The organism is Bacillus sp. AFS055030 (assembly GCF_002574545.1).
GTDB lineage: Bacteria > Bacillota > Bacilli > Bacillales > Bacillaceae_G > Gottfriedia.
On record NZ_NUGT01000079.1, the window covers coordinates 135,557 to 160,132 of the forward strand.

The 24,576-nt window shown below is 32.8% G+C and carries 23 protein-coding genes, 1 pseudogene and 1 other annotated feature; of the genes and pseudogenes, 19 read left to right on the forward strand and 5 right to left on the reverse strand.

Features of this window, described 5'->3' with window-relative positions; translation table 11 throughout:
• The first annotated feature begins 94 nt into the window (after nt 1-94).
• From CN925_RS17755 to CN925_RS17775, 5 genes are all read left to right on the forward strand, one after another.
• The gene (locus CN925_RS17755) at nt 95-1,534 is read left to right on the forward strand and encodes an MDR family MFS transporter (RefSeq protein ID WP_098848143.1); all 1,440 of its coding nucleotides are present in this window, start codon (nt 95-97) and stop codon (nt 1,532-1,534) included.
• A 25-nt stretch (nt 1,535-1,559) separates the two neighbouring features.
• Nucleotides 1,560-2,495, forward strand: coding sequence for an EamA family transporter RarD (gene rarD, locus CN925_RS17760; protein ID WP_098848145.1), 936 nt, complete (start codon nt 1,560-1,562; stop codon nt 2,493-2,495).
• Nucleotides 2,496-2,531: 36 nt separating this feature from the next.
• Nucleotides 2,532-3,008 (forward strand): Cys-tRNA(Pro) deacylase, encoded by a 477-nt coding sequence (gene ybaK / locus CN925_RS17765; RefSeq protein ID WP_098848147.1) that lies wholly within the window; start codon nt 2,532-2,534, stop codon nt 3,006-3,008.
• 22 nt (nt 3,009-3,030) lie between these two features.
• Nucleotides 3,031-3,291: a DUF1294 domain-containing protein gene (locus CN925_RS17770; RefSeq protein WP_098848149.1), complete on the forward strand. Its 261-nt coding sequence runs from the start codon at nt 3,031-3,033 to the stop codon at nt 3,289-3,291.
• A 188-nt stretch (nt 3,292-3,479) separates the two neighbouring features.
• A complete protein-coding gene (locus tag CN925_RS17775; RefSeq protein WP_286138472.1) occupies nt 3,480-3,821 on the forward strand; it encodes an SMI1/KNR4 family protein in 342 nt (113 codons plus the stop codon).
• Nucleotides 3,822-3,922: 101 nt separating this feature from the next.
• On the opposite strand, the gene CN925_RS17780 is transcribed toward CN925_RS17775, so the two are convergent.
• Nucleotides 3,923-5,143 (reverse strand): MFS transporter, encoded by a 1,221-nt coding sequence (locus CN925_RS17780; RefSeq protein ID WP_098848152.1) that lies wholly within the window; start codon nt 5,141-5,143, stop codon nt 3,923-3,925.
• 354 nt (nt 5,144-5,497) lie between these two features.
• Here CN925_RS17780 and CN925_RS17785 point away from each other — a divergent pair, with 354 nt between their 5' ends.
• Nucleotides 5,498-5,992, forward strand: a complete 495-nt coding sequence (locus tag CN925_RS17785) for a GNAT family N-acetyltransferase (protein ID WP_098848154.1) — start codon at nt 5,498-5,500, stop codon at nt 5,990-5,992.
• Nucleotides 5,993-6,070: 78 nt separating this feature from the next.
• Here CN925_RS17785 and CN925_RS17790 read toward each other — a convergent pair whose 3' ends face one another.
• Nucleotides 6,071-7,255 (reverse strand): alanyl-tRNA editing protein, encoded by a 1,185-nt coding sequence (locus tag CN925_RS17790; RefSeq protein ID WP_098848156.1) that lies wholly within the window; start codon nt 7,253-7,255, stop codon nt 6,071-6,073.
• A 171-nt stretch (nt 7,256-7,426) separates the two neighbouring features.
• Here CN925_RS17790 and CN925_RS17795 point away from each other — a divergent pair, with 171 nt between their 5' ends.
• From CN925_RS17795 to CN925_RS17810, 4 genes are all read left to right on the forward strand, one after another.
• Entirely contained in the window at nt 7,427-7,687 is a 261-nt protein-coding gene (locus CN925_RS17795; RefSeq protein ID WP_098429484.1) for an autorepressor SdpR family transcription factor, read from the forward strand.
• A gap of 13 nt (nt 7,688-7,700) precedes the next feature.
• Nucleotides 7,701-8,339, forward strand: a complete 639-nt coding sequence (locus CN925_RS17800) for an SdpI family protein (RefSeq protein WP_098848158.1) — start codon at nt 7,701-7,703, stop codon at nt 8,337-8,339.
• Nucleotides 8,340-8,463: 124 nt separating this feature from the next.
• Nucleotides 8,464-10,086 carry an ABC-F family ATP-binding cassette domain-containing protein gene (locus CN925_RS17805; protein WP_098848160.1) on the forward strand — a complete coding sequence of 541 codons (1,623 nt, stop codon included), beginning with the start codon at nt 8,464-8,466 and terminating at the stop codon, nt 10,084-10,086.
• 126 nt (nt 10,087-10,212) lie between these two features.
• Complete coding sequence (locus tag CN925_RS17810) at nt 10,213-10,671, forward strand: YkvA family protein (protein ID WP_098848162.1); 459 nt, start codon at nt 10,213-10,215, stop codon at nt 10,669-10,671.
• A 69-nt stretch (nt 10,672-10,740) separates the two neighbouring features.
• Here the strand turns inward: CN925_RS17810 and CN925_RS17815 are convergent, their stop codons facing one another.
• The gene (locus tag CN925_RS17815) at nt 10,741-11,217 is read right to left on the reverse strand and encodes a nucleoside deaminase (RefSeq protein ID WP_098848164.1); all 477 of its coding nucleotides are present in this window, start codon (nt 11,215-11,217) and stop codon (nt 10,741-10,743) included.
• Between the two features lie 395 nt (nt 11,218-11,612).
• On the opposite strand from CN925_RS17815, the gene CN925_RS17820 reads away from it, so the two are divergent.
• Complete coding sequence (locus CN925_RS17820; protein WP_098848166.1) at nt 11,613-12,785, forward strand: alpha-hydroxy-acid oxidizing protein; 1,173 nt, start codon at nt 11,613-11,615, stop codon at nt 12,783-12,785.
• Between the two features lie 54 nt (nt 12,786-12,839).
• Here CN925_RS17820 and brnQ read toward each other — a convergent pair whose 3' ends face one another.
• On the reverse strand, nt 12,840-14,174 hold the full coding sequence (gene brnQ, locus CN925_RS17825) for a branched-chain amino acid transport system II carrier protein (protein WP_098848168.1): 1,335 nt from the start codon (nt 14,172-14,174) through the stop codon (nt 12,840-12,842).
• A gap of 209 nt (nt 14,175-14,383) precedes the next feature.
• Here brnQ and CN925_RS17830 point away from each other — a divergent pair, with 209 nt between their 5' ends.
• Nucleotides 14,384-15,136 (forward strand): ABC transporter ATP-binding protein, encoded by a 753-nt coding sequence (locus CN925_RS17830; protein ID WP_098848170.1) that lies wholly within the window; start codon nt 14,384-14,386, stop codon nt 15,134-15,136.
• A gap of 1 nt (nt 15,137) precedes the next feature.
• Nucleotides 15,138-16,664 (forward strand): ABC transporter permease/substrate-binding protein, encoded by a 1,527-nt coding sequence (locus CN925_RS17835; RefSeq protein ID WP_098848172.1) that lies wholly within the window; start codon nt 15,138-15,140, stop codon nt 16,662-16,664.
• A gap of 168 nt (nt 16,665-16,832) precedes the next feature.
• On the opposite strand, the gene CN925_RS17840 is transcribed toward CN925_RS17835, so the two are convergent.
• The gene (locus CN925_RS17840) at nt 16,833-17,024 is read right to left on the reverse strand and encodes a hypothetical protein (protein WP_098848174.1); all 192 of its coding nucleotides are present in this window, start codon (nt 17,022-17,024) and stop codon (nt 16,833-16,835) included.
• A 263-nt stretch (nt 17,025-17,287) separates the two neighbouring features.
• Here CN925_RS17840 and ilvE point away from each other — a divergent pair, with 263 nt between their 5' ends.
• The 6 genes and pseudogenes from ilvE to CN925_RS17870 all read left to right on the forward strand — a co-directional run.
• Nucleotides 17,288-18,178, forward strand: a complete 891-nt coding sequence (gene ilvE / locus CN925_RS17845) for a branched-chain-amino-acid transaminase (protein WP_098848176.1) — start codon at nt 17,288-17,290, stop codon at nt 18,176-18,178.
• Between the two features lie 6 nt (nt 18,179-18,184).
• A complete protein-coding gene (gene ilvD / locus CN925_RS17850; protein WP_098848178.1) occupies nt 18,185-19,852 on the forward strand; it encodes a dihydroxy-acid dehydratase in 1,668 nt (555 codons plus the stop codon).
• Nucleotides 19,851-20,087 (forward strand) — a binding site (T-box leader). Its footprint overlaps the gene before it by 2 nt.
• A 99-nt stretch (nt 20,088-20,186) precedes the next feature.
• The gene (gene ilvB / locus CN925_RS17855) at nt 20,187-21,875 is read left to right on the forward strand and encodes an acetolactate synthase large subunit (protein WP_286138480.1); all 1,689 of its coding nucleotides are present in this window, start codon (nt 20,187-20,189) and stop codon (nt 21,873-21,875) included.
• On the forward strand, nt 21,875-22,390 hold the full coding sequence (gene ilvN, locus CN925_RS17860) for an acetolactate synthase small subunit (RefSeq protein ID WP_098848179.1): 516 nt from the start codon (nt 21,875-21,877) through the stop codon (nt 22,388-22,390). The genes ilvB and ilvN overlap by 1 nt, the downstream gene beginning before the upstream one ends.
• 39 nt (nt 22,391-22,429) lie before the next feature.
• On the forward strand, nt 22,430-23,440 hold the full coding sequence (gene ilvC, locus CN925_RS17865) for a ketol-acid reductoisomerase (RefSeq protein ID WP_098848180.1): 1,011 nt from the start codon (nt 22,430-22,432) through the stop codon (nt 23,438-23,440).
• A gap of 3 nt (nt 23,441-23,443) precedes the next feature.
• Nucleotides 23,444-24,565: pseudogene (locus tag CN925_RS17870) on the forward strand (2-isopropylmalate synthase); the annotation flags it as partial.
• Between the last annotated feature and the right edge of the window lie 11 nt (nt 24,566-24,576).

Consider the following 24,576-nt stretch of genomic DNA (forward strand, 5'->3'; position numbering starts at 1 on the left):
CATTAGAGCTTCTATTATTTTTAATGGAGGATAAGAATAGTTATCTATTCTAAAAAAGTCAATACGTAGATCTGCTCTCGAATGGAGGTAAACTGTGGAAACAAATCGAAGACTAGTGACAATCGGGTTGTTGGTAGCTGTTACATTGTCTGCGATTGAAGGGACGATTATTACAACTGCCACACCTACCATTACTACAGAATTATCTGGTGTTAAGTTGATGAGTTGGATTTTTGCAGCTTATATGTTGGCAATGACTGTAACGACACCAATTTATGGGAAGCTATCGGATTTATATGGTCGCAAAAACTTATTAATGTTTGGCATTATTTTATTTATTTTAGGTTCAGTTTTATGTGGTTTTTCACAAAATATGGGTCAATTAATTTTATTTCGTACCATTCAAGGGCTAGGAGCTGGAGCTGCATTACCTTTAACGATGACGGTAATAAGTGATCTATATCCATACCAAGAAAGGGCTAAAGTGCAAGGCTATATAAGTGCCGTATGGGCAGTTTCAAGCGTAATTGGTCCTTTAGTTGGAGGTTTTTTTGTAGACTTCATTTCTTGGCGTTTTATCTTTTTTATTAATTTTCCATTCGGAATTCTCTCTGTTATTCTATTTTGGAAATATTATCATCAAAAAATTGACCGCAAAAATACAATTTCAATTGATTATTTAGGATCCATTCTATTTATATTAAGTACTTTATCTGCATTATATGCTTTAGTAGTAGGTGGAGAGCAACATAATTGGACTTCTCCAAATTTATTATTTCTTTTTGCATTTGCAATCATTTTGTTTGGGTTATTTCTTTTTGTTGAAACAAGAGCAAAGGAACCATTATTACCACTTTCATTATTCAAAATCCGTCATTTAGTTGTTACATATGCAGCAATGTTTATTGCACATGCACTTCTAATATCGATTGAGGTGTATTTACCAGTTTATAATCAAAGTGTGTTTGGATTAAGTGCGACTCAATCAGGTTTAATGTTAATTCCTTTATCATTCGCTTGGACATTAGGCTCTTTTTTATCTGGTCGTCTCATTAAGAAAATGAAAGCAAAAAATATGATTCTATTAGGCGCATTCTTATGTATTATCGGTGCATTTGGGATGAATTTTTTCCATGATTCAACATTACTAATTTATCCATTTAATGCATTTTTAGGTCTTGGCTTCGGATTATCTTTTCCAATTTATATGATCCTAATTTCATCAGCTGTAAAGATGAACCAACGGGGTATTGCAATTGCTGCAAATTCCTTTTTAAATACTTTTTCGCAAACAATTACAGTTGCTGTGTTAGGAACCATTTTTACAATTAAGGTATCTGAAGTATTGAATGGTCAAAAATTAGTTCTAAGTGCTCATAATCAAGTCAATCATCTTTCAACGGTAAAAGCTGTTACTACCGGTTTTGAAATCATCACTTTATTTATGGCAGTATTTAGTATAATTACGTTTATTTTCGTCTTATTTTTACCTTCTGAACAATCTGAAGAAAAAAAGGTTGATATAGCACACTAATATAGAAAAAGAAAGCTGGGAGAGAATGAATAACACACTTAAAGGGATTTTATACGGTGTTCTTGCATATGTAGTATGGGGTGTCTTACCGATATATTGGAAACTAATTCAAGATATTTCTCCTTTTGAAATATTAACACATCGTATTATCTGGTCTTTTGTTACGTTAATACTTTTCATTCTTCTTTCAAAAAAATTAAAGCAATTTAATATTACTTGGAAGCAAGTTGTAGGTAATAAAAAAGTATTCGTTTCAATGATTGCTATTTCACTATTAATTAGTTCTAATTGGCTAATTTATATTTGGGCGGTCAATTCAAATCATATTCTTGATGCAAGTTTAGGCTATTATATTAATCCATTAGTTAGTATTATACTTGGTGTAATTGTATTGAAAGAGTCATTGTCAATTTGGCAAATCGTTTCAGTTTGTTTAGCAACAATAGGTGTAGGCTATTTAACAATCATGTCAGGTACATTACCAATCGTAGCAATCCTATTATCTTTAACATTTGCCTTTTATGGATTATTAAAAAAGATTTTAAAGATTGATTCTTTTTTAAGTCTTACAATAGAGACGTTATTAATTTTTCCAGTCGCCTTACTATATTTTGCTTTTCTAGCTTATAAAGGCCAAGCAGGTCTTGTACAAAGTGCACCAATTGAGCAATTATTAATAGTAGGTGCAGGGTTAGTAACAATTATACCTTTATTATTTTTCGGTAAAGCAGCACAATTAATTCCGTATACATATGTTGGATTTTTGCAATTTATATCACCAACAATTAGTTTATTAATAGGGGTTTTATTATACGATGAAAGTTTCTCAAAGAAAGATTTTATTTCATTTTCATTTATATGGTTAGCTTGTGTCGTGTTTGCTGTTTCAACTACACCGTTTATGAAATCCATTGAACAAAAACTTAAAAATCGAAATAAGAAGCAATCAATATCTGCTTAAAATAATCTTAATTTTGTAGCTTTGAAAGGAGTAAAAATGGCTGTAAGTAAAACAAATGCAATGAGAATGTTAGATTCAAAAAAAATTAACTATACAACTTTAAATTATGAATCAAATGATGGAAAGATTGATGGTGTTTCCGTAGCAAATAAAATAAATAAAGATCCTGAATTAGTCTATAAAACACTAGTATCAATCAGTCAATCCAAGGCGATTTATGTATTTGTCATACCAGTTGAAAAAGAATTAGATTTGAAATTAGCCGCAAAAGCTGCTGGAGAGAAGAAAGTTGAATTATTACCAGTAAAAGACCTTTTAGCAAGTACAGGATATGTAAGAGGTGGTTGTTCACCAATCGGAATGAAAAAACAATACCCTACTTTTATCGAAGAATCTGTAAATAATTTAGAAGAGATTATTGTTAGCGGTGGAAAAATAGGTATACAACTTCAATTGAATGCAAAAGATTTAATACAAACAACTCGTAGTAAAATAGCAAAAATTTCAAAATAAACGAGTGTTATGAGGGATCCAAATGGTAGGGTATTTTCTATTTTATTTAGTAATCGTTAACATTGTTTCATTCGCAATTATGGGAATCGATAAGTCACGTGCAAAAAGAAAAGCTTGGAGAATTCCTGAACGTATATTATTTCTATTCGCAATTATCGGTGGAACGATTGGTTCTATTTTAGGAATGTATTATTTTAAACATAAAACAAAGCATCCAAAATTTGTTTTTGGTTATTGGATCATCCTATTTATCCAATTTGTTATCTATTTTTTCTTCTTATAATTTTATAGGATAGACTTTCCTTAATTGTATAAAATATTTTTATGACAAATTAAGGAGGCGAAAGAAATGGGACGTGGAAATGGTGGAAGAAAAAATAACGCCGGTCAAAGACAACCAAACTACGAAGATAAATCAAATTTATCTGAATCAAAAAAAGCACAAAAGTAAAAAAGTTAGCCTGTGATCATTTGGTTGATACAGGCTTTCTTATTGGAAATGGGGAATATAAAATGCAAAACGAATGGTTTTCAAGAATAAAAGGAATAGGCATCGATGAAGTCTCAAATGAAAATATGACAATCTATTTTATTAAAGAAGACGAATTAAATGAAGCTAAAAAGGACTTAAGTAAAAAAATACAATGGCCAGAAAATTGGTTAATAATTGGTTTTGATGACGAAACGGATGATGTGATCTTTATCAATGAGGAAACAGGGGAAGTATGTACAGCCTATGAATTTGAACGAAAATGGGAAGTCGTTACACTGTATTCAAGTTTGAATGAATTTTTAGCTGCATATGGATATTGATTAACAAGGGTGTTCCATTATTATATGGGATCTCTTTTTTGTTGGTAGTTAAGTAAATAGTAATGAAAAAGAGGCTCCTCTTTTGAGACAGCCTCTTTTCATTACATTGATAAATTTTCAGGTTTTTTAACTATTTCATTCGATTTTTTGTCTTTATACAATAATCTAGCAATAATTAATAGAGAAACCGTTCCAAAAATTAACACCATATATTGTAACCCAATTGTATCTAAAAATAGTCCTGTACTTAAAAGGACAACTTGAAATGTTACTCTGTCATACATACTTCTAAATGAGAAAAGTCGACCATGGTATGATTTGTCGATTGAAGTTTGGAAAACAGTAGAACAAACAGGAAAGAAGCAACCAACTGAAAATCCGAAAATTGCAAATGAGATTAGCGTCATCCAATGATGGTCTGCAAAGAAAAGTGACAGCTGAGCAAGAGCCACTAAAAAAGTTGAAAAGTATAATAATTGCTTATTCGTATACTTTTTTGTTAAGTGTTTAATGACAAATGCTCCTATCATGAACGAGATACCTTCACTTGTATAAATAAGACCTTTTACTGCAGGATCATGCTGAATATCACTTATTTCGATTACCATTAAATTAAATCCACCTAAAAAAAGTACTGGCACCAAGTTTAAGATAAATAAATTTAAGATTGTCGGGTTATTTCTTATCAGTGCGAATATTTCAGTAAATCCTTTATCAGCTTTCGATTTTTTAGTTTTTTCTACATTCATTGATTTAATGGTTGGTTCTTCAATTCGTAAAAAGAACGTCATTAAAAATAAAAATGCATATGCCAACATACTCATTCCATATACATTCGTTAGACTTGTAGATACAACTAAAATACCGCCTATTGAAGTTCCAGCAATTCTTGATATTGTTGAAATATTCATATGAATCCCATTTAACGTTAATAACTGATCGTTTTTTACAATCATTGGAATAACAGCTTGAAGTGCTGGAAAGTAAAATGCAGCAGAAATTTGCAACATTACTAAAAATAAGACCATAAAAATTATACTTTCGTATTGTATTGCAAAAAACATTAGAATTACACTTAAAGTTCGGCCTAAACCACTAATTAATAAAATCTTTTTCTTTGAATATTGATCAATTAACCTTCCTGCCAAAGGACCAACAAAAACTCCTGCTAATAAACCGAAAAAAAGAATTAACGATTTAAAGAAATCAGAAGGTACATGTTTTTGCATAAATTCCAAGTTTCCGATAATTCCGAACCATAGACCTATACCGGCTCCAAATTCACCGAACAACACGATCCAAACGTTTCGGTTTTTCCACATAAAAATTTCTCCCCATTTACCCATAATATAATTCGACAAAATCTATTATCTCATCAATAGAAAGAAAAGACTATGTAAAATCGAAATAAAAGTAGAAAAAGTAGAGTAAAGGCTTTGATTAATTGAGGATATTAAGTGCTTGTTTTGCTAAATAGCATGGAAGACGAACAAAAAGGATTCATAATCTAAGAATAGAATTAAATAAATATACTTTTAGATTTAGCCTGAAAGTAAAACTAATATGAAAAGGATAAAAGAGAGGAGTTTCATATCAGAGAAGATAACAGTGATTTATAAAGAAATGGTTAAATTGAAAACAGTCATATCTAAAAATTTTATAGGCGGTGTAAATTTATGAACAGTAGTCCTATAGTGAAAGAATACTCTAATGTTTTTCAAGCTCAAGTAGTAGATTTGATTCTTGATATACAGCAGCGGGAATACAATATTAAGATCACCAAGGATGACCAGCCTGATTTGTTTACGATAGAAGAATTTTATCAGAATGGAAAAGGGAACTTTTGGGTGGCTCTTTATGGCGAAAAGGTAGTTGGTACGATCAGTCTTTTAGACATAGGGAATCAACAAGTTGCGTTGAGAAAGATGTTTGTAGACAAAGAATTCAGAGGTGAAAAATATAAAACTGCAAGTCTTTTATTAAATCATGCTATTAATTGGGCGAAAGAAAAATCAATAAAGGCAATTTATCTTGGAACCACTCCTCAATTTCTAGCAGCTCATCGATTTTATGAAAAAAATGGATTTACAAGTGTAGAAGTGAACGATTTACCTGAAAATTTTCCAGTGATGAAGGTCGATAAAAAATTTTATAAGTATTCGATTGTATAAAAATAAATGAATACAAAAATAAGAAAAGAACAACTGGACCCCAAGCAGTCCGTGTGTTGTTCTTTTAATTTTGTAGATTTACGCATTTAACTGACTAAGAAGAATATGTTTTAAAGTATTTTCAGCTTTGTTTAATTGGATTGAAGTTTCAAAAGTAGCTTGTGCTTGCCCTGCACCGCCGCCTCCTTTTCCTTCAACTTGTTTTAGTAAATTTTTAATTAGTTCTCCGCAATGCAGATCATTTTTTAGCTGATTAATAAGCAATAATTTTTGCTCTTTTACACTTGAAAAAACTAGTAATGAAGGTTTTTTTGCTTGAATAGCTTTCGCCAGTAACTGTAAGTCTTTAACCGATTCTTCTTCAAAAGTTTTAAAAATGATATCATTCGTTGCATTTAATAGTAATTCGTTAGAAATTGAGTTAAAGATCGTTTCTTTCATTTTCTCGATCTCTTTTTGCGCTTCTTTTAATTCATACATCGTCGTTTCGACTTTATCTTTAACCTGATCAGTATGTGTATTAAATAATTGATTAATATTTGATAATGTTTTACTAGTCTTTTGAATTTCTTCTAGTGCTCTATAGCCACATTTAAAATGAAGTCGAGTAGTTTGTCTTACTTTTTCAGTTTTTATTAATTTTATGAATCCTATTTCACCCGTTTGTTTTACATGCGTACCACAACAAGCAGATAAATCTGTATGTAAAATCTCAACAATTCGTATGTTGTCTTCAACTTTTGGTAATTTGCGTAGTTGAAGCACATTTAATTCTTCTTTGTCTACGAAGTATGTTTTAATTTCAATATTAGCGAGAATCTTCTCATATACTGCTCGCTCAATTTGATTTAATTGTTCAGCTGAAAGAGAAGGTGTATCTAAGTCAATCGTAACTGTCTCTTTTCCTAGATGAAAACTTACTGTAGGAATATCATATAGTTCAATAATTGTTGCCGAAAGTAAATGCTGGCCACTATGATGCTGCATATGATCAATTCTTCGATCCCAATTAATTTCACATGTTGCATCAAGTGTCTCCGGTCTTTTATTTAAGACATGGATTACTTCTTCATCCTCTTCTATTAAATCAATAATTTCAATTCCATTAATCGTACCGAAATCAGATGGCTGCCCACCACCTTCAGGATAAAATGCAGAATCTTCAAGTTTGATATGAAACAAAGAATCAACTTCTTTAATGTCTGTAATTTTAGTAAACCATTTTTTTAAAGAGGGGTGTTCAAAATATAGTTTATTTGCCATGATATTACCTCTAATCTTTTAATTTCATTTAGTTGATGTTTATTTAAATTATATAGAAAGGACATAAAAACTTAAAATAAATTATTTTAATCTTAGCATAATTGACAATTAGACAAATACATTTTAGTATTTAGTTAATTAACTAAATACTAAATCTTAGAGGTGTAAAATTTGAACGAATTATTTAAAGCATTATCGGATCCAACTCGGAGGAAAATTTTAGATTTATTAAAAGAGAAGGATTTAACTGCTGGAGAAATTTCAGAACAATTCGATATGTCAAAACCAAGTATTTCGCAGCATCTTAAAATATTAAAGTCTGCTCAGTTAATTCAAGATGAAAAGAAGGGTCAATTTATTATTTATTCCCTAAATATGACGGTTTTCCAAGAAATTATTAGTTGGGCATATAGTTTTAAAGAAAAAAATTGAGAGGTGATTTAACTTGAAAAAGCATATCATTGCAATTTTACTATTTATTTGTTCGCTTGTATTATGGATTATTAACTTCCATGATTTACCAAGTCAACTACCAGTTCACTGGGATTTTTCAGGTCATGTTAATAATTACGATTCAAAAATGCAAACGTTTATCGAGCTCCATGTGATCATGCTTTTGGTTTATTTATTGCCAATTGTTACTCCGAAGATCGATCCAAGAAAAGAGAATTATAAGTTATTCCAAAGAAGTTTATACTTTATGTCTACAGGGATTCTATTTATTTTCTTTTTAATTAATATGAGTGTTTTATTTTATGGATTAGGTTATAACGTTCATATCGGTTCAATGAGTTTTCTCTTTATTGGTCTTTTGTTTATGTTTCTTGGTAATTATCTGCCTCATGTTCGTTCGAATTATTTTATTGGCGTCCGTACACCATGGACATTAAGTAATGAAACTGTTTGGAAAAAAACACATCGCGTTAGTGGTAGATTATTTATGATTGTTGGTTTATGTTTTTTATTGCTATATTTTATTCCAGTGAGTAATAAAGGAATCATTGTCATTCCATTGATTATATTTTTAGTTGGATTCACAACTATTTACTCATATATTGCCTTTAAAAAGGAAATGAAAAACTAAATTAAGCTATTTATTTACAAAATTAGGTGATTGTTTATGAATTTATTTTAGAAAAAATTTAATTTCCTAATAAAGTATGGTATTGTAAAGAGTAGAGCAAAAGAGTTGGAGGAATAAAATTAAAATGATTACAGTAAGCAATGTAAGTTTGCGTTTTGCGGACAGAAAATTATTTGATGATGTTAATATAAAATTTACACCAGGGAACTGTTACGGTTTAATTGGTGCTAATGGTGCGGGTAAATCTACTTTTCTTAAAATTTTATCTGGTGATATCGAGCCTTCTACTGGTGATGTTATTGTAACGCCAGGTGAACGCCTTGCAGTATTAAAACAAAACCAGTTTGAATATGAAGAGTTTGAAGTGCTTCAAACTGTTATTATGGGTCATACTCGTCTTTATGAAGTAATGAAAGAAAAAGATGCAATTTATATGAAGGAAGATTTCACTGAAGAAGATGGTATGAAAGCTGCAGAACTTGAAGGTGAGTTTGCAGAGTTAAATGGTTGGGAAGCAGAATCAGAAGCTGCGATTTTATTAAAAGGTCTTGGTATTACAGAAGACTTACATTATAAAAAAATGGCTGAATTACAAGCTGGTGAGAAAGTAAAAGTTTTACTTGCTCAAGCATTATTTGGTCAACCTGATATTCTTTTACTAGATGAGCCTACGAATAACTTGGATCTTAAAGCTGTTCAATGGTTAGAAAACTTCTTAATTAACTTTGAAAACACAGTTATTGTTGTATCACATGACCGTCACTTCTTAAATCAAGTATGTACACATATGGCTGATTTAGATTTTGGTAAAATTCAACTTTATGTTGGTAATTATGATTTCTGGTATGAGTCAAGTCAATTAGCTCAAAAATTAATGGCTGACGCTAATAAGAAAAAAGAAGAGAAAATTAAAGAATTACAAGGATTTATCGCTCGATTTAGCTCAAATGCATCAAAAGCAAAACAAGCTACTTCACGTAAAAAACTTTTAGATAAAATTACGCTTGATGATATTAGACCATCTTCTCGTCGTTATCCTTTCGTTGGATTTACGCCAGAGAGGGAAGTTGGTAATGATTTATTAACTGTAGAAGGAATTTCAAAAACAATCGATGGTGAAAAAGTACTAGATAATGTACGTTTTACTGTAAATAAAGGCGATAAAATTGCGTTTGTTGGTAAAAATGACGTTGCAATTACAACTTTATTTAAAATTTTAATGGGTGAGATGGAGCCAGATACGGGTTCATTTAAATGGGGTGTAACAACTTCTCAAGCATTTTTCCCTAAAGATAACTCTGAGTTCTTTGAAAATAGTGATATGAACTTAATCGAATGGTTACGTCAGTTTTCTCCACAAGATGAGTCTGAAAGCTTCTTACGTGGTTTCTTAGGACGTATGCTATTCTCTGGTGAAGAAGTAATGAAAAAAGCTTCTGTTTTATCTGGGGGAGAAAAAGTTCGTTGTATGCTTTCAAAAATGATGTTAAGTGGAGCAAACGTTTTAGTATTAGATGATCCTACTAACCACTTAGACTTAGAGTCAATTACAGCATTAAATAATGGTTTAATTGCCTTCAAAGGTACAGCATTATTTACATCTCATGACCATCAGTTCATTCAAACAATTGCAAACCGTATCATTGAAGTAACACCGAACGGTTTAGTTGATAAAGAGTGCACTTATGATGAGTTCTTAGAGAATAAGGATTTACAAAAGCAAGTAGAAGAGTTATATAATAAGTAAATTTCTCCTTTCACATTTTAGTGAAGCTCTGAGAAATAATCGAAACCACTAATCAAATGATTAGTGGTTTTTCGTACTTTCATCTTGTTTTCATTTTTGCTAAACTATAAAAAAGGAGGAGAACTAATGACTGAGTCAAATGAAAATAAGTTTTATAAAAAATATTTAAAGAAAGCCTCTTCCTATTTAGGAAATAAAGAAAAATCAACAATTTTATTGAAAAAAGCAGCCAAGTTGGCACCAGATAAAAAGGGTGCGCTAGGTGAAGCTTGGGAAAAAGTAAATTTATTTATTGATCTATTTAAATCATATATGAATGGCAGTTATAGAGATATTTCCACCAAATCAATTTTGACAGTGATTGGGGCATTACTTTATTTTGTCAGTCCAATCGATGCAGTACCGGATTTTATCGTCGGATTAGGTTTTTTAGATGACGCTACGATTTTAGCTTATACATTTAAACAAATTAATAAAGATATTGAAAAGTATAAAATTTGGAAAGAAAATAATAACGTAAAAGATGATTCTTCAAATTTAGTGGTAATTGAAGAGTCAAAGCAAGACCATGAGCTAAAAGATTAATATTTGTAAAAGAAAATGTTAAAAAGGTTGCCCATTATTTTATTAATGAGCAACCTTTTTTTATTTCGATTAGTAATGTACATGACTTTTATCTTTTGACCAAACGATGAAAGGGTTTTCAATATCTTTGACATTAATCATTATTTGTTCACTAGGGATCGTTCGATCTTCATATGGAAGTGAAAGTTCCTCATAAATATGTGCATCATCAAATCCAATTTTTGCAGCATCATCTTTTGTGAAAAAATAATATATTTTTGAAATTCTAGACCAATAGGCAGCACTTAGACACATCGGGCAAGGTTCACAACTCGTATATAAGACAGCATCTTTTAATAGATATGTACCTAAATTTTGACATGCGTTTCGAATCGCTTGGACCTCTGCATGAGCGGTTGGATCATTTAAAGTTGTGACTCCATTTACGCCAGCACCAATTACCTTTCCACCTTGGACAATAACTGCTCCAAATGGTCCACCATTCTTATTTAATAAGTTTTCGTAAGCAAGCCTTACACTTAATTTAATCCAATCAGAGTGCTTCAAACATAACACCACCTTTATAGTAATAAGGGCGAAAAGTATTTATTATCTATCTAATCTCTTAAATTAATATAAAGAAGTTTTAATCAAATTCGTTAATCAAATTAAGATTATTTAAATAAACCATTATATAAAAAGGGTATCTTACTTATTTGTACACTCTATTAGCGTATTTAAGAACTTATTTAAGTGATCTATCTGAAATAAATTCATTACTTATAAGAAAAATAAAAATAGAATCATATCATTCAAACAAAATTTTAAATAAGTATTGAATAAGATTAGGAATTTCATAAATATTCAAAATGTCGAATGATTTATAAAGAAAAATAAAGGAATTATTTGAACGAAATTAGAATATTTAAACGGTTACTAATTTTTTTTAGGATGTGTTTCGAATGAAGAATTTCGGAAATAATATTCAATTGCAAGTGTATAGTAGTGGAAAAAAAAGTGAGATTCCTGTTAGATTTGAAGACTTAGAAAAGTTAGCACAAGATCAGTTAGAGGAAGGGCCATTTTATTATATAGCAGGGGGCGCGGGTAGCGAGCGCTCGATGAATGAAAATCGATTAGCATTTGATAAGTGGAAAATTGTACCGCGAATGTTACGTAATGTGGCTGAGCGTGATATCAGTATTAATTTATTTGGTAAAACATATAATTCGCCAATTTTATTTGCTCCAATCGGTGTCCAGTCGATTGCGCATCCAGAAGGGGAACTTGAAGCTGCTAGAGCAGCAGCAGAATTGAATATTCCATACATTACTAGTACTGCATCAACTTACTCATTAGAAAAGGTTGCAACTGTTCTAGGTGATTCACCTAAATGGTATCAACTATATTGTAGTAGCGATATGGAAATAGCAGCAAGTATGATGAAACGTGCAGAAGCAAATGGCTACGAGGCGATTGTTATTACGCTTGATACCTCAATTATGGGGTGGAGAGAAAAAGATATTGAAAATGCCTATTTACCATTTTTACAAGGGCAAGGTATTGGTAATTACTTAGAGGATCCTGTATTTCGCTCACGATTAAATAAATCACCTGAAGAAGATCCGCAGTCAGCCATTCTATTATGGACAAGACTTTTTGGTAACCCTGCGTTAACATGGACTGATTTAGCATTTTTGCGAAGTCAAACTAAGTTACCAATTTTATTAAAAGGAATTTTACATAAGGACGATGCGATGCTTGCACTTGAATATGGTATGGACGGCATTGTCGTTTCGAATCATGGTGGAAGACAAGTTGATGGAACAATTAGTACTTTAGATGCATTAGAGACTATTTGTAGTGAATTAAAAGGTAGATTACCAATTTTAATGGATAGTGGCATTAGAAGGGGATCAGATGTATATAAAGCTTTAGCAATCGGTGCTGATGCAGTATTAATTGGTCGACCGTATATGTATGGCCTAGCGCTAGCGGGTAAAAATGGGGTAAGTCAAGTAATGAAAAATATTTTAGCTGATTTTGATTTAACGATGGCTTTATCCGGACAAAAAAGTATCAGCGAATTAAATCCATCATTGTTAGTAAAAAAAAAACTTAGTACGCATTTTTAACAAAAAAAAGAGCGTCCTCAGGAAGTGCTTATGCTGATGATCGCTCTTTATTATTTATGCTGCGTTCTTTACTTCAGTATATTCTTTAACGAAAAACTTCTCCGTAACACACCCAATTACAAAACCGATAAAACCAGGTAGGATCCAACCGAATCCTTTACTTTGCATTGGAACAATCGATAATAATTCGTTTAGTCCGTTATTTAGTAATGATGAATTGATAATCTCGATTAAGCTATAAATTCCAACAAACAATATTGTTACGAAATAAACAGGTCTACCTTTAAATGGTAATTGATCGTGTAATAGTGCTAGTACAATCAGTGCAATTGCCACTGGATATAAAAGACCTAATATTGGAACGGATACTTTTAATATTTGTGTAAGTCCTAGATTTGCTACGAAGCCACTAATGAAACATAATAAGATTGCCCATTTTTTATAAGATAATTTTGGGAAAATACTATTAAAATATTGAGAACATGATGTAATTAAACCAATACATACACTTAAACATGCAAGTGTAAAAATAAGTCCTAAAACAATCGTTCCACCATTACCAAATAATTGCTTCATGACAATCGTTAAGACGATTGCTCCATTGTCAATTTGTCCTGGAATCGATGCCGATGCACCTAAGTAGCCAATTATAAAGTAAGTCATCGATAATAATAATGCACAAATTAAACCGAATATAATTAAATACTTAATTTGTAATTTTTGATTTGTAACATTTAATCTTTTAAAAATATTGATGAAAACAATTCCGTAGATTAATGCACAAATCCCATCCATTGTTTGATAGCCATCTAGTATTCCTTGTGAGAGAGGATTAGATTTGTATGTTAAGGAAGCATCCTTAAAACTAGCTAGGTCTGTAAACATTGCTTTAATAAAAACAATTAAAATTAAGATTAGTAAAGCAGGAGTTAGTATTTTACCGAATCTGTCAACTAATTTTGAAGGTGATTTAGCAAACCAATAAACGATACTAAAAAACACAATCGTATAAACGAATAGTCCTAAAGGCGAAACAGCCAAACCTTCAGACAGAAATGGTTTAACACCCATTTCATATGCTAGACTACTAGCTCGCGGAATAGCAAGGCCAGGTCCAATTGACAGGTAAATGGCCATCGGGAAGAGGAGTGCAAAAATAGGATGTACTCTTTTTACAAGCGTATCAAAATTACCGGATTTCGCGATCGCAATAAAAGCTAAAATCGCAATTCCCGCATCCGAAATAATAAATCCAATAATTGCTTGCCATACATTTTCTCCGGCTGTTTGTCCAATGTATGCTGGGAAAATTAGATTACCAGCACCAAATAACATGGAAAACAACATAAATCCAATAAACAGTATTTCTTTTTTTGTTAAAGTATTCAAATAATTCACCTCAACCATAGTTACTTTTAAAAATGATTTTCTCATTCTAACAAAGATTTACTCTATTTACTACAAAATCTATTAAAATTCTTAAAATTTTAACAAATAATGAAAAAAATTTTCTTTTTTCCCATTTTTATTACTTAAAGCATAAGAAAACTTGTCCTCTAACTATATATACTTATAGGCTTTTTTAAGGGAGGACTAGAATGATCCAATTTCAAAATATCTCTTTTAGGTATTCAAGTGGAAAAAGTGCCGTTTCTGATTTATCTTTTACAATTCAAACAGGTGAGTGTTTTGTGTTAATTGGTCCTAGTGGCTGTGGAAAAACAACAACTATTAAATTAATAAATAGATTAATTAAACCAACTGACGGTGAAATTTTTTATCGTGATAAAAACATTAAGGATTATGATGAACATAGCTTGAGGAGAGAGTTTGGATATGTACTTCAACAAATTGCACTATTTCCCCATTTGAATGTTGAAGAAAATATTTCAATTGTGCCAGAATTAAAAAAATGGAATAAAGCACAAATAAAAGAGCGCACCCGAGAATTATTAGAATTAGTAAACTTAAGTCCTATAGAGTTTTGTAAAAGACCGGTCTTTGAGTTATCTGGTGGTCAACAGCAGCGGGTAGGTGTAGCAAGGGCTTTAGCAGGGAATCCAGATCTATTATTAATGGACGAACCATTCAGTGCATTAGATCCGATTACTAGATTACAATTACAAAAGGAACTTAAACAATTAAAAACAAAGATTAATAAAACGATTCTTTTTGTTACTCATGATTTAGACGAAGCATTTTATTTAGGAGACAGAATAGGGATCATGCACGATGGTGAGTTAGTTCAAGTAGGTACGAAGGATGAAATTTTAAATACTCCAGTCAATCCTTTTGTTGAACAATTTATTGACAATTATCGTGGTAAAGCTGTTGTAAAGGAGTGGGTTTAAAATGTTTCTCACATCAATTACAACGACGCTTGGAAATAGAAAAGAACAGTTATTAACGGCTTTATTAGAGCATATTCAAATTTCAGTGTTTGCACTAATTATTGCAATAATGTTAGCCGTCCCAATTGGCATTTATTTAACGAAAAAGAAAGTGCTCTCTGAATTTGTGATAGGAACTACAGCAGTTATTCAAACGATACCCTCATTGGCGCTGTTAGGGATATTAATACCATTAGTGGGGATTGGAAAGATTCCAGCAGTAATTGCGTTAAGTGTATATGCATTATTGCCGATCTTACGAAATACATATACCGGAATTAAGGAAATTGATCCAATTTTATTAGAGGCTGCAACTGGGTTAGGAATGAACGGTAGACAAAGACTTTTTAAGGTTGAATTACCATTAGCATTACCAGTTATAATGGCAGGAATCCGAACTGCGATGGTTATAATTGTTGGAACTGCAACAATTGCTGCTTTAATAGGAGCTGGTGGATTAGGTAGTTTAATATTATTAGGTATTGATCGTAACGATATGAATTTAATCATCATCGGAGCAATACCATCAGCACTTTTAGCCATTATGTTTGATTTTATTTTAAGATTAATAGAGAAGAAGAGTTTTAAAAGTTTTTCATTAAGAATTATTACTGCTAGTTTTATTTTATTAGCATTATTATTTTCTCCATTAACGATTAAGTCTTGGAATAAGACGGACTTAGTAATTGCTGGGAAATTAGGTGCTGAACCAGAAATAATAATGAATATGTATAAATTAATGATTGAGGATGAAACAAATCTAAACGTTGAAGTCAAGCCAAACTTTGGTAAAACAACATTTGTGTTTAATGCATTAAAAAAAGGTGATATTGATATTTATCCAGAATATACAGGTACCGTCGTTTCGACATTTTTGAAAGAAAAGGCTGTTAGTAATGATGCAAATGCAGTATATGAACAAGCTGCAGAAGGTTTAGCAAAAAAGTATAATTTGAGCTATTTAAAACCTATGAAATTTAACGACACATATGCATTAGCTGTTCCAGAGCACATTTCAAAACAATTTGGAATCGATTCAATTTCAGACACAACTAGAGTGGCAAATCAGTTAAAAGCAGGTTTCACTTTAGAGTTTACAGATCGTGAAGACGGATATTTAGGATTGCAAAAATTATATGGACTAAAGTTTCAACATGTAAAAACGATGGAGCCAAAATTGAGATATGACGCAATTCAATCGGGGGATCTCTCGATTATTGATGCCTATTCAACTGATAGTGAGCTCCAAAGTTATCACATGAAAGTATTAGTTGATGATAAAAATTTATTCCCACCATATCAATGTGCACCACTTTTGCGAAAAGAAACACTTAAAAAACATCCCGAAGTTGAAATAATATTAAATAAATTACAAAATAAAATAACGAATGATGAAATGCGTGAAATGAATTACAAAGTTAATGCTGGTGGAAAATCTGCCGAAAGTGTAGCTAGAGAGTTTTTGAAGGAAGAGGGTTTGCTAAAATAAACGAAATGGACTGTCTTATTGATCAGGTGAACTGCTCTAAGCGGCACTTGCTGTTCTATCAAAGTAAATAGTTTCGATCTTTTATTTAGTAGTAAGCGAAAAAAAAGAGGGTTGCCTAAAAACTAAGGCTACCCTCTTTTTGTTATCATACGATAAGAACTTTAGTGTTTAATCATTATAGGCTCCAGTTAACATCTCACTTACAAACGCATCATTTTCCCATTCTTCATAAGAGAAGTCTACTGAATACCCTTGATCGGATTTTTCGTCGTCTTTAATCTGAATGTCAAAATGATTACTCATTACTTTCAACACTTCATTGATTTCGTTAACAGTCCCATTAATTTGTAAAGTAGCCATTTTTTACTCGCCTCCGATTTTAATTTACAGAAAATTCTGTATAAATTAACCATATGATAATCCTTTTAAAAACATTTTTCAAGAGTAAAATTTTGTCGAAAAATTATTTTGAAAAAATGTAAAGGTTTTCATTGTTGATTTACCAATATTTATACGATTTTTGAATAAATTATGAATTTTAAATTTTCTAAAAACTTGTTGATTTATTTTGTAGATTGGAATAAAGTAAGTACAAATATTTTAACTCTTGAGGAGGATTAACCGTGACAGAGCAACAGATTTTTTTAAATGGTGAATTCGTTCAAAAACAAGATGCAAAAGTTTCTGTATATGATCATGGATATCTATATGGAGATGGAGTATTCGAAGGGATTCGCGTTTATGATGGCAATGTATTTCGTTTAAAAGAACATCTTATTCGATTATATGAATCAGCAAAATCAATTTTATTAACAATTCCTTATTCTTTAGAAGAGTTAACACAAATTGTAGTTGATACTGTAAATCGAAATAGTTTACATAGTGGTTATATTCGACTCGTCGTCTCAAGAGGTGAAGGCAATCTTGGGTTAGATCCAACTTCTTGTCCAAGAGCAAATGTAGTTGTCATTGCTGAACAACTTGCTCTGTTTCCACAAGAACTATACGAAAATGGTATGGAAATTGTAACAGTAGCAACAAGAAGAAATCGAAGTGATGTATTAAATCCACAAATTAAGTCTTTAAATTACTTAAATAACATATTAGTAAAAATTGAAGCGAAACTAGCTGGTGTTCAAGAAGCACTAATGCTAAATGATCAAGGCTTTGTAGCTGAAGGTTCAGGAGATAATGTCTTTTTAGTAAAAGGGAATAAGTTAATTACTCCACCAAGTTCAGCAGGTGCATTAGAAGGAATTACGCGTAATGCAATTATGGAACTAGGTGAAACTTTAGGTTATGAAGTTGAGGAAAAATTGTTCACTAGACATGATGTTTATGTTGCCGATGAAGTTTTCTTAACAGGAACAGCAGCTGAAGTAATTGGCGTATCTAAGGTAGATGGACGTGTGATCGGTGATGGGAAACCGGGCCCACATACCCAAAGATTATTAAAAGCATTTCGTCAATTAGTAGTAGAAGATGGAGAAAAAATTTACGTAAAACAAGGGTGATAAATTGTGCGAAGTGACATGATCAAAAAAGGAATCGACCGAGCGCCACATCGGAGCTTATTATTAGCGGCAGGTGTTAAAGAGGAAGATTTTAATAAACCATTTATAGCGATTTGTAATTCATATATTGATATTGTTCCAGGTCATATTCATTTAAGGGAAATGGCTGATGTTGTAAAACAAGCAATTCGAGATGCTGGTGGAGTTCCATTTGAGTTTAATACGATTGGTGTCGATGATGGAATTGCAATGGGACATATCGGAATGAGGTACTCTTTACCAAGTAGGGAAATCATTGCCGATGCAGCCGAAACTGTTATTAATGCACATTGGTTTGATGGCGTATTTTATATGCCAAACTGCGATAAAATCACACCTGGAATGCTAATGGCAGCTGTTCGTACAAATGTACCAGCAGTTTTTGTATCAGGTGGGCCAATGGCAGGAGGTCTATCTAAAGATGGAAAGGCTCTATCTCTTGTTTCAGTATTTGAAGGTGTAGGTGCTTTTAAATCAGGAAAAATGAGTGTAGAAGAATTACTCGATATTGAAAAGTCAGCATGTCCTACATGTGGATCATGTTCTGGGATGTTCACAGCAAATTCAATGAATTGTATTATGGAAATGCTTGGTGTAGCACTACCGTATAACGGGACTATACTTGCAACTAGTAAAGAGAGACATCAATTAATCCGTGATGCAGCAATTCATCTAATGGATTGTATTGAAAATGAAATAAAGCCAAGGGACATTATTACAAAAGAGGCAATTGATGATGCATTTGCACTAGATATGGCAATGGGTGGATCTACAAATACTGTTTTACACTTAATGGCTATCGCAAATGAAGCAGGAGTTGATTACGACTTAAAAGATATAAATGATGTAGCTAGAAGAGTACCTTATTTATCTAAAATTAGTCCCGCCTCACACTATTCAATGCATGATGTTCATTTAGCAGGTGGTGTACCAGCAATAATTAAAGAGCTAACTACTATTCCTGGAGCCATTAATAGTGACCGCATTACAATTACGGGAAAAACTTTATTCGAGAATGTGCAAGAAGCTACAATCTCCAATAGTGAAGTGATTCGTAAAAAAGAAAATCCTTATTCACATACAGGCGGATTATCAATCTTACATGGGAATTTAGCCCCAGACGGAGCAGTTATTAAAGTAGGTGCTGTTGATCCTTCAATCCAAACATTTATTGGTGAAGCAATTTGTTTTGACTCACATGATGAAGCGGTTGAAGCAATAGACAAAGGTCTCGTTAAAGAAGGGCATGTCGTTGTCATTCGATATGAGGGTCCAAAAGGTGGGCCTGGAATGCCTGAAATGCTAGCACCAACTTCTTCAATTGTCGGAAGAGGTTTAGGAACAAAAGTTGCGTTAATTACAGATGGTCGTTTTTCGGGTGCTACAAGAGGAATTGCTATCGGACATATTTCTCCAGAAGCGGCTGAAGGTGGACCAATTGCATATATTGAAGACGGCGATGAAATCATCATCGATCTTTTATCAAGAAGTATCACATTATCAGTATCAAACGAAACATTAGAATCTCGTAAAAATACAAATATATTACATGAACCAAAAGTTAAAACGGGTTATTTAGCAAGATATGCCAAGTTAGTAACATCTGCTAATACAGGCGGAATATTAAAAATATGAAAAAGCATTGAAAGAGAAAAGTAGTTATGAAAAGGATCTTCAGAGAGTCGGTGGCTGGTGTGAACCGATGACCTTGATTAATGAAACTCACTCTTGAGTGTCAAGCTGAATTAATTTGTAATGTAGGCTTGAACGTTGGTCACGTTATAACCAGATTTTGGTTAGCCAAAATCCCAAAGTTAGGTTATTAACCTAAGAAGAAGGGTGGTACCGCGAAAAGTCTTTCGCCCCTTCAGCATCTGCTGAAGTGTGGAGTTATGGCTTTTTTTATTGCGAATAAATGGGTAAATCTTATCCGAAAATGGAGGGAAAAGTAGAAATGAGTCATCATTCGATGAGAACTCTGTCAAAAGAATTGTCAGGTGCAAATTTACTAATTGATGCTTTGAAAAATGAAAATGTTGAAATGATTTTTGGTTACCCTGGAGGGGCAGTATTACCATTATATGATGCACTTTATGATGCTGATATCCCTCACATACTTGCAAGACATGAACAAGGGGCGATCCACGCTGCAGAAGGATATGCACGAGTGACTGGTCGTCCAGGAGTTGTCATTGCAACAAGTGGACCAGGTGCAACAAATGTAGTCACTGGTTTAGCAGATGCAATGATGGATTCATTACCACTAGTTGTTTTCACTGGTCAGGTTGCTACAAATGTAATCGGAACGGATGCCTTTCAAGAAGCAGATGTGATTGGAATTACAATGCCAGTAACAAAACATAACTACCAAGTGCGTAATGTTGAAGATGTCCCACAAATCGTAAAAGAAGCATTCCATATTGCTTCAACAGGCCGCCCAGGTCCAGTCGTTATTGATCTACCAAAAAATATGATGGTTGAAAAAGGAGTGAAAAAAGACGAAGTAGAAGTTCAATTACCAGGTTATCAACCGACTTATGAACCAAATTATATTCAAATAACAAAATTAATAGAAGCGATTGAAAAAGCTAAAAAACCAGTCGTTCTAGCTGGCGCAGGTATATTACATGCAAAAGCAGCTGATGAGTTTACCGAATTTATCAAAAAGTACAATATCCCAGTTGTCAATACGCTATTAGGACTAGGTGGTTTTCCAGCAAATGAGGAATTATTCCTTGGAATGGGTGGTATGCACGGAACTTATACAGCAAATATGGCAATGTATGAAAGTGATTTACTAATTAACATTGGAGCAAGATTTGATGATAGGCTGACGGGTAATTTAGCACACTTTGCTAAAAATGCGATTGTAGCACATATCGATATAGATCCTGCCGAAATTAACAAAGTTATTCCGACAAATATTCCAATCGTTGGATGTGCTAAAGAAGTTCTAAAAGTTCTATTAAAACAAAAAGTAGATAAACAAAATCATAGTGAATGGTTAGAACTACTTAAAAGTCGTAAAGAGTCGTTTCCACTGCAGTATGAACCGAGTAGAGAAGTCATTAAACCACAAACTGTCTTAACTATACTCCATTCGATTACAAAAGGGAAAGCGACGATTTCCACAGATGTAGGTCAACATCAAATGTGGGCGGCACAGTATTATCCTTTTGACGAGCCACATAAATGGATTACATCAGGTGGACTTGGAACGATGGGATTTGGATTACCTGCTGCTATTGGTGCACAATTTGCAAAGCCTGATGAATTAGTTGTCGCCATCGTAGGTGATGCCGGATTCCAAATGACATTGCAGGAATTGAGCATGATCAAAGAACATAATTTACAAGTTAAAATTTTAATTTTAAATAACGCAGCATTAGGAATGGTAAGACAGTGGCAATCCGCATTTTATAATGACCGCTTCTCTAGTTCTCTATTAGACTGCCAGCCTAGTTTCACGAAACTTGCTGAAGCTTACGGTATTAAAGGGATTACAATATCCGATCCAAATTTAGTTGAAAGTCAATTAAGAGAAGCAATTGAATTTGACGGACCAGTTTTAATTGATTGTCGAGTTCATCAAGCTGAAATCGTTACGCCAATGGTTCCTCCTGGTAAAGGAATACATCAAATGGAAGGGGTGAAATAATGAAGCGAGTCATTACATCAACTGTACTAAATAACAGTGGCGTACTTAACCGAATTACAGGAGTGATTTCAAGAAGACGTTTTAATATCGAAAGTATTTCTGTAGGACATACTGAACAAAATCATATTTCAAGAATTACGTTTGTCGTACATGTAGAGGATTTACAACAGGTTGAACAATTAATTAAACAACTTCATAAGCAAATTGATGTGATAAAAGTAGCAGATATAACAGAAGAGTCAGTTATTGCTAGAGAACTAGCCTTAATAAAGGTAAGTACAAATGCAACGACAAGAAATGAAATTTATAGTCTAATTGAACCATTTAGAGCCTCGGTTATTGATGTAAGCCGTGATCAGATTGTCGTTCAAGTAACTGGTACTTCTGATAAGGTAGAGGCTTTGATTGAATTATTAAGACCTTTCGAACTAAAAGAAATAGCTCGAACAGGTGTAACCGCATTTACTAGATCCACTAAACATAAGGAGCATGCTCAAAAGCTACTCTCTTATTAAATAAAAATATAAAACTAAAAAAATTGGAGGAATTTAAAAATGGCTAAAGTATATTATGGTACAGATGTGAAGGAAAATGTATTAGTAGGGAAAACGATTGCAGTAATTGGTTATGGATCACAAGGTCACGCACATGCATTAAATTTACATGATAATGGTCATAAAGTAGTTGTTGGTTGTCGTCCTGGTAAATCATGGGATGCTGCAGCAAAAGACGGACTACAAGTAACGACGGTTGCAGAGGCTTCTAAAGCAGCAGATGTCGTAATGATTTTATTACCAGATGAGCATCAACCAACTGTATATAAAAATGAAATTGAACCGTATCTAGAAAGTGGTAATGCGCTTGCGTTTGCACACGGATTTAATGTTCATTTTAACCAAATTGTTCCTCCTGCTAATGTTGATGTATTTTTAGTAGCTCCAAAAGGTCCAGGACATCTTGTTCGACGTACTTTTGTCGATGGTGCAGCGGTTCCAGCATTATTTGCTGTTTATCAAGATGTAACAGGTGAAGCAAAAAATGTAGCACTTTCTTACGCTGATGGAATTGGTGCTACTAGAGCGGGTGTTCTTGAAACATCATTTAAAGAGGAAACTGAAACAGATCTATTCGGAGAACAAGCGGTATTATGTGGTGGTGTAACTTCTTTAGTAAAATCAGGATTTGAAACATTAGTAGAAGCAGGTTATCAGCCAGAAGTAGCATACTTTGAGTGTTTACATGAGTTGAAGCTAATTGTTGATTTAATGTACGAAGGCGGTATGAGCTATATGAGATACTCAATTTCTGATACAGCTCAATGGGGTGATTTCGTATCCGGTCCTAGAGTAGTTGCAAATGAATCAAAATTAGCGATGAAAGATATTTTAGCAGAAATTCAAGATGGAACGTTTGCTAAAGGCTGGATCAACGAAAATAAAAATGGTCGTCCAGTATTTAATGAAATTAATGAAAGTGAAAAACAACATCAGCTAGAAGAGGTAGGAGAAAAACTACGTGCAATGATGCCATTTATCCAAAGAAAAGAAAAGGTCGAGGTGAAGTAAAAAATGAGTAAAATTCAGTTTCTTGATACAACATTACGTGATGGCGAACAATCTCCTGGGGTTAATTTAAATCGATTAGAAAAGCTCGAAATTGCAAAACAACTAGAAGCTTTAGGTGTTGATATCATTGAGGCTGGTTTTGCTGCTTCCTCAGAAGGTGACTTTTTAGGAGTTCAAGAGATTGCGAGACAGATTCGTTCTGTCTCCGTCTCTAGCCTTTCTAGAGCAAAAGATTCAGATATTAAAACAGCATGGGATGCATTAAAAAATGCTGCTGAACCGAGACTTCATATATTTCTAGCTACAAGTGACATTCATATGAAATATAAATTAAACATGACTAGATTAGAAGTTTTAGAAACTGCTAAACATTGTGTCCAGCTTGCAAAATCCTTTTTTCCAAAAGTCCAAATATCAGCTGAGGATGCATGTCGTACGGATCGAGCATTCCTTGCCGAATTCGCAGAGACCGCCATTAAAGCTGGTGCGGATGTGATTAATATTCCAGATACTGTTGGTTACACAAGTCCTTCAGAATATTTCGATCTATTTAAATATTTACAAGAAAATGTACCGTCTTATCATAAAGCCATTTTTTCTTGTCACTGTCATGATGACCTAGGGATGGCAGTAGCGAATTCTTTAGCTGCTATACAGGCTGGAGCAACTCAAGTTGAATGTACTGTAAATGGAATTGGGGAAAGAGCAGGAAATGCAGCCCTAGAAGAAATAGCTGTTGCACTACATATTAGGGAAGATGTTTACCGGAAAAATACTAATTTACGATTACAAGAAATTACTAAGACAAGTGAACTTGTTAGTCGTCTTACAGGTATGGTTGTCCAGAAGAATAAAGCAATTGTTGGTACAAATGCATTTGCTCATGAATCAGGTATTCATCAAGATGGTGTACTAAAAGAGCCAACAACATATGAAATTATACCCCCATCATTAATTGGGCTTTCTACAAATTCATTAGTATTAGGGAAACATTCAGGGCGACATGCTTTTACTGACAAATTAAAAGAACTTGGATTCAACTTTTCAACTGAAATTATTAACGAAGCGTTTATTCAATTTAAAACTTTGACTGATTCTAAGAAAGAAATTACAGATGCAGATTTATTAAACATTAT

What these genes read in the sequence shown, in the direction of transcription:
- CN925_RS17840 (WP_098848174.1), bottom strand. Translation starts at nt 17,024, where the DNA reads ATGGCTACTTTACAAATTAATGGGACTGTTAACGAAATCAATGAAGTG.
- ybaK (WP_098848147.1), top strand. Translation starts at nt 2,532, where the DNA reads ATGGCTGTAAGTAAAACAAATGCAATGAGAATGTTAGATTCAAAAAAA.
- ilvN (WP_098848179.1), top strand. Translation starts at nt 21,875, where the DNA reads ATGAAGCGAGTCATTACATCAACTGTACTAAATAACAGTGGCGTACTT.
- rarD (WP_098848145.1), top strand. Translation starts at nt 1,560, where the DNA reads ATGAATAACACACTTAAAGGGATTTTATACGGTGTTCTTGCATATGTA.
- CN925_RS17790 (WP_098848156.1), bottom strand. Translation starts at nt 7,255, where the DNA reads ATGGCAAATAAACTATATTTTGAACACCCCTCTTTAAAAAAATGGTTT.
- CN925_RS17835 (WP_098848172.1), top strand. Translation starts at nt 15,138, where the DNA reads ATGTTTCTCACATCAATTACAACGACGCTTGGAAATAGAAAAGAACAG.
- CN925_RS17780 (WP_098848152.1), bottom strand. Translation starts at nt 5,143, where the DNA reads ATGTGGAAAAACCGAAACGTTTGGATCGTGTTGTTCGGTGAATTTGGA.
- CN925_RS17805 (WP_098848160.1), top strand. Translation starts at nt 8,464, where the DNA reads ATGATTACAGTAAGCAATGTAAGTTTGCGTTTTGCGGACAGAAAATTA.
- CN925_RS17820 (WP_098848166.1), top strand. Translation starts at nt 11,613, where the DNA reads ATGAAGAATTTCGGAAATAATATTCAATTGCAAGTGTATAGTAGTGGA.
- CN925_RS17830 (WP_098848170.1), top strand. Translation starts at nt 14,384, where the DNA reads ATGATCCAATTTCAAAATATCTCTTTTAGGTATTCAAGTGGAAAAAGT.
- CN925_RS17785 (WP_098848154.1), top strand. Translation starts at nt 5,498, where the DNA reads ATGAACAGTAGTCCTATAGTGAAAGAATACTCTAATGTTTTTCAAGCT.
- ilvC (WP_098848180.1), top strand. Translation starts at nt 22,430, where the DNA reads ATGGCTAAAGTATATTATGGTACAGATGTGAAGGAAAATGTATTAGTA.
- CN925_RS17770 (WP_098848149.1), top strand. Translation starts at nt 3,031, where the DNA reads ATGGTAGGGTATTTTCTATTTTATTTAGTAATCGTTAACATTGTTTCA.
- CN925_RS17810 (WP_098848162.1), top strand. Translation starts at nt 10,213, where the DNA reads ATGACTGAGTCAAATGAAAATAAGTTTTATAAAAAATATTTAAAGAAA.
- ilvB (WP_286138480.1), top strand. Translation starts at nt 20,187, where the DNA reads ATGAGAACTCTGTCAAAAGAATTGTCAGGTGCAAATTTACTAATTGAT.